The sequence below is a fragment of the Dermabacter sp. p3-SID358 genome, assembly GCF_025147465.1.
GTDB lineage: Bacteria > Actinomycetota > Actinomycetes > Actinomycetales > Dermabacteraceae > Dermabacter.
Map to the genome: position 1 here is coordinate 44,878 of NZ_JALXOZ010000016.1, position 13,953 is coordinate 58,830.

Genomic DNA, 13,953 nt, shown 5'->3' on the forward strand with positions numbered 1-13,953 from the left:
CGGGTAATGTCAACGAGCCGCGGTCAATACCTCACGGCCCGTGCCGACCAGACTTCCCGGCACACCGAAAACGAGTCTACAGGTTATGGCTTCTGTGTGCGTGCCGAGTCGTCGGAGAACACGTCGGGCACGCCGTCCTGGTTCTCGTCGCGCGTTTCGAGCTCGGCGATCTTCTTGTAGTGGTTGTTGCGGGGCACGAGGATGATCGAGCCCACGATCGCGGCGAGCACCGAGGCGGTGAGCACGCCGATCTTCGCGTCCTCCACGAGGGCGCTCGTGGGGTCGAAGCTCAGCTCCGCAACGAGAAGTGACACGGTGAAGCCGATGCCGGCGATGGCCGACATGCCAATGAGGTCGATCCAGCGGATCTCGTCGTCGAGGTTGGCCTTCGTGAGCTTCGTGACGAGGAATGTCGTGCCGGTGATGCCGATCATCTTGCCGAGCACGAGGCCCACGATCACGCCGAGGGCGACGGTCGTGGTCCACGCGTCGAAGAGACCACTCAGGCCGCCCACGGCCACGCCCGCGCTGAAGAACGCGAACACGGGCACGGCAACGCCGGTCGAGAAGGGGCGGAACCTGTGCTCGAGAGTTTCGGCGAGTGAGTGCTGCTTGCCGTACGGGCTGCGCGCGTGGACGGGAACGCAGAACGCGAGCACCACGCCCGCGATGGTCGCGTGCACGCCCGAGTTGTAAAAGAGGATCCACGTGATGATCGCGAGCGGCAGGAGGATGAGCCACGTGGCGCTGTAGTGCTTCTTGAAGATGGCCTCGGCCTTGTACGCCACGATCGCGTAGATCGCGATCACGGGCAGCGCCGCGAGCAGGTAGAGGAACTTCGTTTCCTCGGCGTAGAAGATCGCGATGATGAGGATCGCGATGAGGTCGTCGACCACGGCGAGTGTGAGCAGGAAGGTGCGCAGCGCTGCCGGGAGTTTCGAGCCGATGAGCGTAAGAACTGCGACGGCGAATGCGATGTCGGTCGCGGCGGGAATTGCCCAACCGTGATGCGAGGCGGCGGGGCCGGCGAGGTTCACGAGCGTGTAAATGATGGCGGGAACGGCCACGCCACCGGCGGCGGCGAGCATCGGCACGAGGGCAAGTTTCGGGTCACGCAGGTCGCCGCGCACGAACTCGTGCTTGAGTTCGAGACCCACGAGGAAGAAGAAGATCGCGAGGAGACCGTCGGCAGCCCAGTGCGCAACCGAAAGGTTGAGATTGAGCCAGCCGAGGTCAAAACCCAGGTGCGCGTCGCGCACGTTGAAGTAGAGGTCGGCGAGCGGGGAGTTCGCGCAGATGAGCGCGAGAATCGTCGCGATCACGAGGGCAACGCCACCCGCGGATTCCTTCGTGAGAATCTCTTCCACGCGGCTGTATTCGCGAAAAGTGCCCTGCTCAAGAATCTTCTTGGGGGTGCCCGGCTTGGGTGCGGGCAGGTCGTGTTCCGACGCCTGCTTGCTGTTCACTGCGTACTACTCCAATGGATCGATCGTCGTTAAAGATTCGGGTGGCCTGCGGCCTTATTCGCTCAGGTGTTCGAGGAGGGCGAGGAAGAACGCCTCGCACTTCTCGAGCTGCTCGAGGGCAACGTATTCGTTCGCGCCGTGCGCCTGGGCGATGTCGCCGGGGCCGATCACGACGGCGCTCATGCCCGCGGCCTCGTAGATGCCCGACTCGGTACCGTAGGTGACTTTTGTAGGGCTGATGTTCACGCCGAGCTCACGCGCGAGCTGCACGGCCTCGCCTTCGGTTCCGCAATCAAGCGGGTACAGGAGCGTGCGGATCGTGAGGCTCGCACCGACGTCCTTCGCCTGCTCGGGGTCGGCTGGATCGGCGGGAATCGCCTTCTTCATCTCCTCGTCGAGCTCGGCGATCTTCGCCTGGATGCGCCGCGCGATCGCGATCGCGTCGTCGCTCGGAAGCGCGCGGTACTCGAAGAGGAGGTGGGCGTGCGCCCCGACTGTGTTGATCGCGTTGCCGCCATCAAAACGGTTAACGCCGCCCGTGATGTGGGGAACGAGGAATGCCGGATCGTTCGGGCCCTCGGCAACGCCGCGGTCGATGATCTCCTCGTGGAACCACGTCGTGAACATCGCGGCGTAGCGATTGGCGTTGAGGCCGCGGGGGAGGAGGCTCGAGTGGGCGGCGATGCCGCGGAAGTCGGCCTCGAAGGAGTTCATCGACTTGTGGGCGGTGATGACGTCCATCATCGTGGGCTCGCCCACGTAGGCGATGCGCGGCGCAATGTCGAGTGCCGCGAGTTGCTTGACGAGTTCGCGGCCGCCGTTGCAGCTCGTCTCCTCGTCCCAGGTCGCCGCGAGGTACACGGGCTCCGTGAGGTCGGCGGCGAGGAACCGATCCGCGAGCGCGGTGAACGTCGCGAGGTAGCCTTTCATGTCGGCCGTGCCGCGCCCGTAGAGTTTCCCGTCGCGCTCGGTGGGCTCGAAGGGATCGCTCACCCAGTTCTGGCCCGTGACGGGCACGCAGTCGGTGTGGCCCGCGATGAGGATGCCGCGGCGCTCGGTGCTCGGAGCGGTCTGGGGCGCGCTTTCGCCGTCGAGTCGGTTCACGCCGCCGCGTCCCGTGCCGTAGTCCTCGCCGAGCACGTCCTTGGCCTTGCGATCGGTGCTTTCACCCGCGCTTTCCCCCTTCGCGGGGAACACGGCGACGAGGTTCGCGTCAAGCCCGTCGTCTTCGCGGAACACATGGGTCGTGACGCCCTTGCTCTCAAAGATCCGCTGCAGCAGCTCGATCGTCTCGAGGTTCCCGGTGTGGGAGGTGCTGTCGATCCGCACGAGTGCGTCGAGGATCTCGCGGGGGCTCGAGGGCAGAGTTGGATCGGGATTGAAGGTCTGGGACATGTTTCCACGGTACCCCCTTGACGGTTTCTACGGGAGAGCCGGTAGGTTCACTGTGAGAGAGCTGTCGAGAAACGCGTGGCTCACCCACGAGAGCAGGGAGGCTCGCCGTGAAGGTTGTGATCGCGCCCGATTCATTTAAGGAGTCGATGAGCGCAAGGGACGCCGCCGAGGCGATCGCGCGCGGGGTGCGTGCCGTGGTCCCGCACGCCGAATGCGCTGTCGTTCCGGTTTCCGACGGTGGTGAGGGCTTCACCGAGTCCCTCTCTTCCGCGCTCGAGGCCGCCCTCCATTCGGTGAGCGTTGCCGACGCCCTCGGTCGCCCCGTGCGGGCCGAGTTCGCTCTCGCCCCGGGCGCCGCGCCTCGCACCGCCGTTGTTGAGATGGCGAGCGCCGCGGGGCTCATGCACGTCGCCCCCAATGAACGCGACCCGTGGCATGCGAGCACGCGCGGCGTGGGCGAGCTCCTCTCGCACGCTCTCGACCATGTCGGCAACGGAGGCCGGATCCTCCTCGGCATCGGCGGCTCCGCGACCAACGATGGCGGCGCGGGGTTGCTCCACGCGCTCGGCGTGCGTTTTTACGATTCCGACGGCTCCTCACTGAGCCCCGATTCCTCTTCTCTTGCGGGCAGGCTCGCCCGCATCGATACGAGCGGGCTCGATCCGCGGCTGCAGCGCGTGCGCATCGAAGTCGCGTGCGACGTCACGAACCCGCTGCTCGGGTCGAACGGCGCGAGCGCCGTGTTCGGGCCGCAAAAGGGCGCGAACCCCGCGATGGTGGCCGAACTCGACCGATATCTCGAGGAGCTCGTGGAGGCTGCGGAAGCGTCGGACCCCGCCCTTGACGCCCGTGCCCACGCGACGGAAGCCGGTGCCGGTGCCGCGGGCGGGCTCGGCTGGGCCCTCGCGACGTTCCTCGGAGCACACTTCGAGCCGGGCTTCGACCTCGTGGCGCGCACGGTGAACCTCGAGGGTGCGATTGCGGATGCCGACCTCGTGATCACGGGCGAGGGCTCGATCGATGCGCAGACACTGAGCGGCAAAGCCCCCGCGGGAGTCGCTGCCCTCGCGAAAAGCCACGGCGTGCCATGCCTCGCGCTCGCGGGACGTCTAGGCGACGGCGCCGAGGTGCTTTACGCTCATGGTGTGAGCGCGCTCGTGCCGATCGTGCAGGGCGTTGCGACCCTCGACGAGGCCCTCAAGGACGGCCCGCGCAACCTCGAGCGCGCAACGGCAACCTCGATGCGGCTCATGGAACTAGGAAAAGGAGCAGTTCATGGCGACGAATCAGGCTGAACACGAGCGCATCGTGAGCGACGCAGCAGCCTTCGGCCTTGAGCGCTACACGGAAGTACTAGAGCGGTTAGGTGAAGGCGCGAGTGAAGCCGAGGAACCCTAGAGCGAATCCTGCCACGCCTTGTAAAGGGCGGCGAAGCAGCCTCCCTGCTCGATGAGCGTCGCGGGAGTGTCGTCTTCCACCACGACGCCGTCGTGGAGCACGAGAACGCGATCGGCGATCATGACGGTCGAGAGACGGTGGGCGATGATAATCGCCGTGCGATTGCCGAGAAGCCTCGTGAGACCTTCTTGCACGAGGCGCTCGCTCGGGAGGTCGAGTGAGCTCGTGGCCTCGTCGAGAATGAGCACATTGGGATTCGCGAGGAACGCCCTCGCGAACGAAATGAGCTGTCGCTGACCCGCGGAGACGCGGCCGCCGCGCTTGCTCACGTCCGTGTCGTAGCCGTAGGGGAGCGCCTCGATGAATTCGTGTGCCCCGATCGCCTTCGCCGCGCGGACGATTTCTTCGCGGCTCGCGCCAGGCCGGCCGAGCTCGATGTTGTCGGCGACGGTGCCGCTGAACAGATACGCCTCTTGCGTCACCATGACGACGTTGCGCGTGAGTTCTTCGCTCGTGAGATGGCGAAGGTCGACCCCGTCGAGTTCGACCTTGCCCTCCGTGACGTCGTAGAACCGCGAGACGAGCTTCGCGATCGTCGACTTGCCCGCGCCGGTTTGCCCCACGAGGGCAACGGTTTGACCCGCGGGAATCGCGAGGTTGAGGGGCTTGAGCACAAGCGGGCCCTCGGCGCTATAGCGAAACTCGGCCCCCGTGAATTCGATCCTTCCCCGGCCGCTCGCGATGGATTGTGCGTGCGCAGTATCCGGGTCGGCAACCGTCGGAACCTCCCACAAAAGCGCGCTGATCTTCTCGAGTGCGGCCGTTGCCGACTGGAAGGAGTTGTAGAAGTTCGCGATCTCGTCGACCGGCTGGAAGAAGCGCCTCGCATACAGCACGAGCGCGAGGAGAACGCCCACGCTCAAGTCCCCCGAGAGCACGCGGAAACCGCCCACGACGAGAACTGAGGCGACCGTGACGTTGGCGAGGAGGCGCAGGGCCGGCTGGTAGATGCCGAACACGGAGATCGAGTTGAGGGTTGCGCGGCGATAGTTCTCGGCGAGCGCGCGGTATTCGGTCGAGTTCGATTCCTCCTTGCGGAAAGCTTTCACGGCGCGGATGCCGTTCATCGCCTCGACAAACTGCACGATGAGCGCCGCCGAGTGGGTGCGCATTCCGCGATAGGCGATGCGCGAGCGCACCTGGAACCACACGGTCAGCGCGATGCACGGGATGAGCAGTACGAGCATGATGAGGCCCGTGGGCCAGTCCATCGCGACGATCGACCCGGCCGTGAGGACCATCGACAGACTCGAGCCGATGAGAATGGGTACGCCGAATTCGAGAAGCTCGCGCAGCGCCTCCATGTCGGACGTTTGGCGTGAAACGATGCGCCCAGACGTATAGCGCTCGTGGAACTCGAGGGAGAGACGCTGCGTGTGCCGGAAAACGCGGCGGCGCAGGTCGAGAAGGAGCCTCTGCCCGATCACGGAAGACTGGCGCGTAAAGCCAAACGTGAGGGCCGCGGCAATGATCGCGCACGCCGCGTGGAGCCCCGCGGCGCCGAGTGCGGGCAGAGCGTTGCCGTCGATGAGGGCGGGGAGCCCGTGGTCGATGCCCCACGCGAGGATCGCGGGCCCTGCGACGACCGCGGCCTGCGCGAGGACCACCATGACCGCGACGAGCGCGATCGAGGCTTTTTCGGGTGCGAGAAGCTCTTGAAGGAGCGCGAGCGAACGCTTGCGCGAGGCGCGATTTTCTTCCTTCGTGAACTCGTCGTTCTCTTCTTCGACCGCTTGGCTCATCGCGCACCTCCTTTCTCGTCGGCCGCGGCGCGGATCTCGGCAACCTCGAGACTTCCCGTTTCCGTCGCGACGCGCGTGAGATTGCGGTTGCCGCGTGCCTCTTCTTCCTGATTGGCGATCACGTAGCGGTAGCGCTCGCTCGAGGCCATGAGCTCGGTGTGCGTGCCCACGGCCGTGATCCGGCCATCCTCGAGAAGCGCCACGCGATCCGCGAGCGCGACCGTTGATGTGCGGTGAGCGACGATGAGCGTGGTCGTGCGTGAAAGAACCTCGCGCAGCCGCTCGGTCACGCGCTCTTCCGTTTTCGTATCGAGCGCGGAGAGGGGATCGTCGAGGAGCAGCACCGTGGGCTTCGCCGCAATCGCGCGCGCGAGGGCAAGGCGCTGGCGCTGCCCGCCCGAAAGGCTCATGCCCTCCTCGCCGATGTGGGTTTCCACGCCGTCTGGCAGCTCGTACGCATAGCGTGCGTTTGCCGTATCGAGGGCGAGCTCGAGCGCCTCGTCCAGCTCGGCACTGCGTGCGGACGTGCGGGTCAGCGGGGGCACGGCGCCGTCGGAACCAAAAAGCCTGTTCGGAAACTCCACGGTTCCGACGGTTCTTTCGTACCCGGGTGCCCCAAGGAGTACGTTGTCGCGAACGGAATCGCTGAACAGGGTGGCGTCTTCGAACGCGAAGGCCGTGATCCGGTGGAGGGTGTCGAGGGGGATGTCGCGAACGTCGTGGCCGTCGATCGTGATCTTCCCGCTTGTGACGTCGTAGAGGCGCGGCACGAGCTGGAGCAAGGTGGATTTGCCGGAGCCCGTGATGCCCACGAGCGCCATCGTCTCGCCGGGCTCGACCTCTAGGCTCGCGCCGTCGAGGAGGTCGGGCATATGCGCGGGGGAGTCGTCGTAGCGGAAATGCACGTCTCTGAGTGTGAGGCGGCCTTCGAATGTGGTGGCTGGAGTGGTCGCCGGTGTTTCGGGATCGGTGATCGTGTTGGCCGCATCCATGACCTCGAAGTAGCGGTCGAGAGCCGTGTTCGTGTTGATGAGCATGCCGAAGAGTTGGCCGAGCATGCGCACGGGGCCCGTGACGAGCACGGCGGTCACGAAGTAGGCGCTCAACTGGCCGAGGTTCATGTGGCCGTTCGCCGTGAGGTAGATGCCGAGCAAGAGACTCACCGAGGTCGCGATCTCGGGGAGGCCGTACATGAGCATGTCGAAGCGCGCGATCGCCGTTGCTTTCTTGACTTCGGTGCCGCGCAGCTCGTCGGCCTGGTGAGTGAACTGCTCGAGCGCGGTGGGGCCGCGACCGAAGGCTTTGAGCACGCGAATACCCTGCACCGACTGTTCGATCGTGGTCGCGAGATCGCCGTTTTGATCCTGCGAGAGGCGCGAAAGAGTTGAGAACTGGCGGCTGAAGCGGAACGAAAAAATCGCGATGGGGATGGCGGCCGCGATGAACACGAGTGCGAGAATCCAGCTCGAGCGGATGAGCAGGATGATGCCCACGATCGTCGTGACCGCGGTGGTCACGCCCATAATCATGCCAAAGGCGATCCACCTCCGGATGAGGTTCGTGTCGCTCATCGCGCGCGAGAGAAGCTGCCCGGAGCTCCACCGATCGTGGAAGGCGACGGGCATGTGCTGGATCTTGTCGTAGAGATCCGTGCGCATGTCGCGCTCGATTCCGGTTGCGGGCACGAGCGCGAACACGCGGCGCATGAACAGCAAGAGCGCTTCGAAAATACCGAGCGCGAGTACGGTTGCGCCCGCCGTCCACACCGCGGCCGCGGTCCCGCCCTCGACGAGGTCGGAATTCACGAGGCGCTCGAGCACTTGCGGAATCATGAGGCCAAGCACCGCGCTGCCAATCGCGCACAGAAGACCGAGCACGAGCCGCCCGCGAATCGGCCGCACGATCTTCCACAGCCGGATCATCGGATGCGTGTGCGGTGGCGCGGAATCTTTCTGCATGGCCTGCACGATTGTACCGGCGGCTTCCGTTTTATGTGGGCTGTTTCACTAGGTGGAAGCAGACTGTTTCTCGAGCTGCGCGATGCGCTGATACGAAAGGCCGAGCGCTTCCGCGGCGTCGCGTTGGCTCATGCCGCTTGCACGCAAGGTGCGGACGGCAGCGCGTGAGAGACGGGCCGCCTCGGCGGAGGTCTTTCGAGACTCTTCCTCAAGGTCGCGGGCTTTTTGCCATGTCGAGCTCACGTCGCGCGGAAGCTGGATCGAGAGATCGACGATCACTTTTGACTCGTCGACATCGAGGTAAAGGCCAATGGCCTCGGTCGCGACGGCGCGGGCATCCTTGAGATTTCGGGTTTGAGTTGCGATATCGAGGGCCGGAATCTCGACGACCCACCATCGACCTTCGCGGCGAGCAAGGACGTGAAATGACGAAGCCGCCATGAGTGCTACCTCCACTCTTTCGGTGCTTGAGGACCGAGTGTTCGCGCGATGCTTATCAGGCTTGACCATAGGCTAAATCTAGAGCCCCTTGACGTTCAAGACTAGCGCCCCTAGTCAAATGTGGATAAACGTGAATGTGGAGGGGCGACTACGCTAGAGCCATGATTCACTCACGCATGGATTTTCACTCGCCCGCGCTCGGTATGGGCACGAGCGCCGTGGTGCTTTACCCGCAGCAAACCGACGGCCAGATCGGCATGGCGGGAGGCATCGATCTCGACGAGAACGGCGATCCGCGCGTTCCCGTGCTGTACCTCCTGCACGGCCTGAGCGACGACTGCACAGGCTGGACTCGACGCACGAGCATCGAGCGCTACGCCTCCGCGAAGGGCATCTGCGTGATCATGCCCGAGGTGCGCCGCTCGTTCTACGCCGATGAAGTGCTCGGTGAAAAGTACTGGACATACGTGAGTGAGGAGCTTCCCGCCCTCATTAACCAGACCTTCCGCATTTCCACCGCGCGCGAAGACACGTTCGTCGCGGGCCTCTCGATGGGCGGCTTCGGCGCGATGAAACTCGCCCTCAACCAGCCCGAACGCTTCGCCGCCGCGGGTTCGTTCTCGGGCGCGCTCGCGGTCGCGCAGCGCGACTATACCGAGTTCGGCTACGGCATGCCCGCACGCATTTGGGGCCAGGGCCTCACGCCCGAGGCGGGAACCGTGTACGAGCCGTTCTTCGAGGGCGTTGAGCAGGGCACGTTCCCCGCGATCGATGACCTGAACGCACTCGCCCGCGAGGCGGCACCGGGCTCGCTTCCGAAGCTGTGGATCGGATGTGGAACTGAGGATTTCCTGCTTGAGGAGACGCGCGCATTCGTGAGCACGCTCGAGGAAGCGGGCCATGAGCATGAGGTGACATACACACCCGGCGCCCACGAATGGGCCGTGTGGGACGAGTATGTGCGTCGCTTCCTCGACTGGATTTAGCGCTCGGGCGCTTCCCCGGGCTCTGCCGTGCGTGCGGAGCCTTTGTTGTCGAGCACGTCGAGCACCTGCCCTGACGTCGCATTCACGAGCACTCGTTCACCAATGAGCGCGATCGGGAGCGCGGCGAAACCGTCGTTTTGCTGCGCAAACGCCCACGCCTCGGTGTCGTGGTGGTAGTTGACCCACGTCGTACGCGGGTCGGTGGGCTGAAGCCCCACCTGGATTTGTGCGCTGCGCTTATCGGCGGGTGACCACACGATGATTGCGTGATCCGGGGCGCGGTGCGTGAGAGCCGCGAGCCACGCGGTGTGCTGGCCCTTGCGAACAGGGGAGACCCACCATGCGAAGAATAGCGTGGGCACGAGGATGATCGTCATCGTGATCCACCACTCGTAGTAGGCGCAAATCGCCGCGGCAATCGCGCCCACGATGAGGAAGAGCAGGGTGCGCGCCCATAGCCGGATCGCGGGCGGATTCGAGCGGGTGCTCATGATTGCTTCTCCTCGCGTGCGTTGTTCTCGATGTCGGCCAGGGCGTCGAGATTGTCGAGGTCTTCGGTGTCGAGGTGCACGTGAGCGTGCGTGAGTGTGCAGCCATGCGCATTCGCGTTGTGGCGAAGCGTGTTCACGAACGCCGCGATCGCGGGGATCTTAAGTGCGCCGGGTCGATTCACGATGCCGATCACGCGGTTGTCGAGCTCCTTGACTTCCTTGATCACCACCGTGTCGTTCGGGTAAGCCTCGAGCGCGATCTCGGGAAGAAGGGCGACGACGCCCGTGTTATGCCCGACGAGGCGCTGGGCGACCGTCGAATCGTCCGTGCAGTACCGAATATCGGGCGTGAAGCCCGCGACGCGCGCGTGGTGGCGCAGGTTCGCGCTGCATCGATCGCAGCCGGCAACCCACGCCTCGCCGCTTAGATCCTTCATCGAGATGTCCTCGCGCGTCGCAAGAGGGTGGCTCTTCGGGAGAATGAGGCGCACCGGGTCGGCGAGGATCGGCGTCCACTCGAGGGCTTCGTGCTCCTCGGGCGGCGTTTGCGAGTAGCGGAAGATCATCGCGACATCGAAGCTATTGCCGCGCACGCCTTCGAGTGCTGCGGGCGGCTCGCATTCGGTGAAACCGAGCTCGATCCCCGGGTAATCCTTGTCCATGCGTGCAAGCGTGGGAGGAAGGAGCATCGCGGCGGCCGAAGGGAAGGCGGCGCAGCGCACGAGACCCTTTTTGAGGGCGGCGAGGTCGTTCATCTCCGTCTCCGCGGCCTTGAGGTTCGCTGCGATCGCGGCGGCGTGCACGGCGAGGCGCGCACCGGCCTCCGTGGGAGCCACTCCTCCCGAGCCGCGCACCACGAGCTGCATGCCCGTATCTTTCTCGAGTGCGGCGATGTGCTGGGAAACGGCGGGTTGGGTCCATCCAAGTTCGCGCGCGGCGGCGCCGATCGAGCCTTTGGTGACCACCCTGTTGAAGATCACGAGTCTGCGAGGATCCATACGCTAAAGTCTACAGGCCTCCAAAGGGTTTCTTATGGGGTGCGGGGTACGTCTAGGATTGATCCTCGTAACACCCTGACTCGGGAGGCACCGGATGCGGCGACTCGACGGCTATCTCCAGCACTATGCGTGGGGCTCGCCCACGCTCCTCCCCGAATTCCTCTCGACTGCAGCCGACGGAAAACCGTGGGCGGAACTCTGGTTCGGCGCCCACCCGCTCGCTCCCGCCACCCTCAAAGAGGGCGGCGAGGCCCTCAACGATGCGATTGCCGCTCACCCCGAGAGCATGCTCGGCGAGCCCGTCACGCGCGCCTTCGGAAACACTTTGCCGTTCCTCATCAAGCTCATCGCCCCGAAAGAGCCGCTCTCGCTCCAGGTGCACCCCACGCGCGAGCACGCTCGCGAATGCTTCGCTGCCGAAAACGCCGCGGGCCTCGCGCTCGATTCGCCCGAGCGAAACTATCGCGATGCGAACCACAAACCCGAGATGGTCCTCGCCCTCGAACCATTCGAGGCGCTGTGTGGCTTCCGCACGCCCCGCAAAGCCGCCTCGATGCTTGAGAACCTCGAGACGCCGCTCGCTAAGCGCATGCTCACCCTGCTCGAGACCCAGCCGAGCGCGCACGGGATGCGCGCGGCGTTTCGCATGCTCGTCGCGCCCGCGATGCGCCCCGATTCGAGCGAGATCATCGCGCTCGCAGACGAGTGCGCCGCGCGCCTTCATGCACGCACGTCGCCCTCGCCTCGCATCGACCGCGCCGTCGCGCTTCTGAATGAGAAGTACCCCGGCGACCCGGGTGTTGCTGCAACGCTTCTCCTCAATCCCGTGTCACTCAAGCCGGGCGAGGCAATGTTTGTCCCGGCGGGCGCGCTCCACTCCTACCTGAGCGGGTTCGCGGTCGAGATCATGGCCTCGAGCGACAACGTGCTGCGCGCCGGCATCACCCCCAAGAAGGTCGACGCCGACGAACTCCTCCAGTGCGTCTCCGTGACCGCCGCCCCGCCGATCCGCATCGCGCCCGAGCGCCTGAGCGACGCCACGAGCGCCTACTTCGCGCCGATCGACGACTTCGAGCTCTCAACGTTCACGAGCGAGACGGGCGGGGCGAACGCGGACGCGGCGGCTCGCACGCTCGTGGGCACTGGCCCGCGCATCGTGTTGTGCATCGAGGGGCCGCTCACCCTCGAAACGTCGGCGGGAGTGGACACGCTTGAGCGGGGCGAGGCCGTCTTTATCGCCGCAGCGGAGGGCCCGCTCACCGTGCGGGGGCAGGGGCGGCTCGTGCAGGCGAGCGTCCCGTAGGTCAGTTCCGACGCTCGCCTACGCTGCGGCGCTCTCGTGTTCGTCGAGGTGCATCCACGCGTCACTTCGGCCGCGCCACCAGAGCGTCGCGGCGCGCGAGGCCAGGAACACGAACGTGAAGATGGCCCACAGAAGTGCCAGTGCGAACGGGGAATCGGCGGGAAGCAGGCCGGCGTCGGACACCCACCAGAGTCCCAGGGCAAACGGGAGGTATGCCCCCATCGTGACGAGCCCGGCGAGCCCGAGATAGCGGGCGTCGCCCGCACCCATGTAGACCCCGTCGAGCACGAACACGTAGCCCGCGAGCGGCTGCGCGATGAGCAGCACAACGAGCGCCCACGTGAGCGAGCGCTGCACCGCGGGATCGGGCGTAAACACCTGGGGGAGCACGAACGACGCGAGAAGGAGCACGGCGGCGACGGCGATCCCGCCGACGAAAGACCAGCGCACAAGCGTGCGCGTCACGGACTCGACGCTCTTGCGGTCGCCAGCGCCGAGATGCTTACCCGTGAGGGCTTGCGCCGCGATCGCGAGGGAATCGAGGGCGAGCGCCGTGAGGGAGAAAACGGAGTTCATGAGTTGATGCGCGGCGAGCGTGACTTCGCCGAGCTTGATGGCGATTGCCGTTGCCGTGAGGAGCACGATGCGCATGGTGACTGAGCGAATGAAGAGCCAACGACCCTCCCGCCACGCCGAGTTCACGCCCGAGAAGTTAGGGGCGAGGCTCACCGAGTGGCGTCGGGCCCCGCGCACGATAATCCCGATGTACCACAGCGCCATCCCCCACTGGCAGATGAGCGTGCCGATCGCGGAGCCTGCGATGCCGAGGTTGAGGCCGAAAATGAGGGCCCAGTTGATGGGGACGTTGAGCGCTGCCCCCACGGCCGCGATGATGAGCGTGATGCGCGTGTCCTGAAGGCCGCGCACGAGGCCAAGAGCCGCCTGGATCATGAGCATCGCAGGGAGGCTCGCAGCGGAAATGCGCAGGTAGGTGGCCGCCTCGTGGGCGACTTCGGCACGCGGCCCGAAGAGCCCGATCACGACGTCCGCACCGAAGCCCAGCACGAGCGCGCACGCGAGCCCAATGAGGGCGGCGAGCCACGTAGCGTCGATGCCCTTCGTGAGCGCTTTCGTGAGGTCACCCGCGCCTACGGCCCGCGCGACCGCCGCGGTCGTGGAGTACGCGAGGAAGATCGCGAGACCCACGACTGTGGTGAGGATCGTCGAGGCGATCGAGAGGCCGGCAAGAGCTGCCGTGGACACGTGCCCCACGAACGCCGAATCCACGAGAATGAAGAGTGGCTCGGCTACGAGCGCGCCGAGTGCCGGAATCGCAAGGGCAAGGATTGCGCGCGCATCGGTTCGGGGCTGAGGCGAATCGGCGGGGGCAGAAGAACTCACGCGTCGATGCTACGGTGCCGGTCGATGCGCGCTCGAGGGTCAGGCGCACCAAACGTGACGAGGAAGTCACGGCCTCGATTCGATGAGCGCTGCTTCGTGCGGTAAAGTGGATCCGGTTCAGGGGCTATAGCTCAGTTGGTAGAGCGTTTCGTTCGCAATGAAAAGGTCAGGGGTTCGATTCCCCTTAGCTCCACGTATGTCATGAGTCGCGTCATGCTTGACGCATGAGTCGCGACATGCTGGACGGACCGGCATCCCAGTTGTTTTTATTCTGGGGTGCCGGTTTTGTTCATTTGGGGCGAAGTGGTGGGTCA

General features: G+C 65.3%; 12 protein-coding genes and 1 tRNA gene. 5 read left to right on the forward strand and 8 right to left on the reverse strand.

What is annotated here, in order from left to right; translation table 11 throughout:
* Positions 1-83: 83 nt before the first annotated feature.
* Entirely contained in the window at positions 84-1,466 is a 1,383-nt protein-coding gene (nhaA, locus tag M3B90_RS07955) for a Na+/H+ antiporter NhaA (protein WP_259889669.1), read from the reverse strand.
* Between the two features lie 54 nt (positions 1,467-1,520).
* The gene (locus tag M3B90_RS07960; protein ID WP_259889670.1) at positions 1,521-2,861 is read right to left on the reverse strand and encodes a M20/M25/M40 family metallo-hydrolase; all 1,341 of its coding nucleotides are present in this window, start codon (positions 2,859-2,861) and stop codon (positions 1,521-1,523) included.
* Between the two features lie 107 nt (positions 2,862-2,968).
* On the opposite strand from M3B90_RS07960, the gene M3B90_RS07965 reads away from it, so the two are divergent.
* On the forward strand, positions 2,969-4,156 hold the full coding sequence (locus M3B90_RS07965; protein WP_259889672.1) for a glycerate kinase: 1,188 nt from the start codon (positions 2,969-2,971) through the stop codon (positions 4,154-4,156).
* Entirely contained in the window at positions 4,137-4,259 is a 123-nt protein-coding gene (locus M3B90_RS07970) for a hypothetical protein (protein WP_259889675.1), read from the forward strand. The genes M3B90_RS07965 and M3B90_RS07970 overlap by 20 nt, the downstream gene beginning before the upstream one ends.
* Here M3B90_RS07970 and M3B90_RS07975 read toward each other — a convergent pair.
* Genes M3B90_RS07975 through M3B90_RS07985 form a run of 3 tightly spaced genes read right to left on the reverse strand, consistent with a single transcriptional unit; the run spans position 4,256 to position 8,460 of the window.
* Positions 4,256-6,061: an ABC transporter ATP-binding protein gene (locus M3B90_RS07975; protein WP_259889677.1), complete on the reverse strand. Its 1,806-nt coding sequence runs from the start codon at positions 6,059-6,061 to the stop codon at positions 4,256-4,258. The two genes, M3B90_RS07970 and M3B90_RS07975, sit on opposite strands and share 4 nt — an antisense overlap.
* Positions 6,058-8,019: an ABC transporter ATP-binding protein gene (locus M3B90_RS07980; RefSeq protein ID WP_259889680.1), complete on the reverse strand. Its 1,962-nt coding sequence runs from the start codon at positions 8,017-8,019 to the stop codon at positions 6,058-6,060. The genes M3B90_RS07975 and M3B90_RS07980 overlap by 4 nt, the downstream gene beginning before the upstream one ends.
* 48 nt (positions 8,020-8,067) lie before the next feature.
* Positions 8,068-8,460, reverse strand: coding sequence for a hypothetical protein (locus tag M3B90_RS07985; RefSeq protein ID WP_259889683.1), 393 nt, complete (start codon positions 8,458-8,460; stop codon positions 8,068-8,070).
* Positions 8,461-8,621: 161 nt separating this feature from the next.
* On the opposite strand from M3B90_RS07985, the gene M3B90_RS07990 reads away from it, so the two are divergent.
* Complete coding sequence (locus M3B90_RS07990; protein ID WP_259889686.1) at positions 8,622-9,446, forward strand: alpha/beta hydrolase family protein; 825 nt, start codon at positions 8,622-8,624, stop codon at positions 9,444-9,446.
* Here M3B90_RS07990 and M3B90_RS07995 read toward each other — a convergent pair.
* Together M3B90_RS07995 and M3B90_RS08000 are read right to left on the reverse strand one after the other, a co-directional pair.
* Positions 9,443-9,937 (reverse strand): hypothetical protein, encoded by a 495-nt coding sequence (locus tag M3B90_RS07995; RefSeq protein ID WP_259889689.1) that lies wholly within the window; start codon positions 9,935-9,937, stop codon positions 9,443-9,445. The genes M3B90_RS07990 and M3B90_RS07995 overlap by 4 nt on opposite strands.
* Positions 9,934-10,935, reverse strand: coding sequence for a LysR family transcriptional regulator (locus M3B90_RS08000; RefSeq protein ID WP_259889692.1), 1,002 nt, complete (start codon positions 10,933-10,935; stop codon positions 9,934-9,936). Before M3B90_RS08000 ends, M3B90_RS07995 begins: the two co-directional genes overlap by 4 nt.
* Before the next feature lie 94 nt (positions 10,936-11,029).
* Between M3B90_RS08000 and manA the strand changes: the two genes are divergently transcribed.
* On the forward strand, positions 11,030-12,238 hold the full coding sequence (manA, locus tag M3B90_RS08005; RefSeq protein ID WP_259889694.1) for a mannose-6-phosphate isomerase, class I: 1,209 nt from the start codon (positions 11,030-11,032) through the stop codon (positions 12,236-12,238).
* Positions 12,239-12,256: 18 nt separating this feature from the next.
* On the opposite strand, the gene M3B90_RS08010 is transcribed toward manA, so the two are convergent.
* A complete protein-coding gene (locus tag M3B90_RS08010; protein ID WP_259889697.1) occupies positions 12,257-13,639 on the reverse strand; it encodes an MATE family efflux transporter in 1,383 nt (460 codons plus the stop codon).
* 120 nt (positions 13,640-13,759) lie between these two features.
* Here M3B90_RS08010 and M3B90_RS08015 point away from each other — a divergent pair.
* Positions 13,760-13,832: transfer RNA gene (locus M3B90_RS08015), tRNA-Ala, on the forward strand.
* Positions 13,833-13,953: the final 121 nt, after the last annotated feature.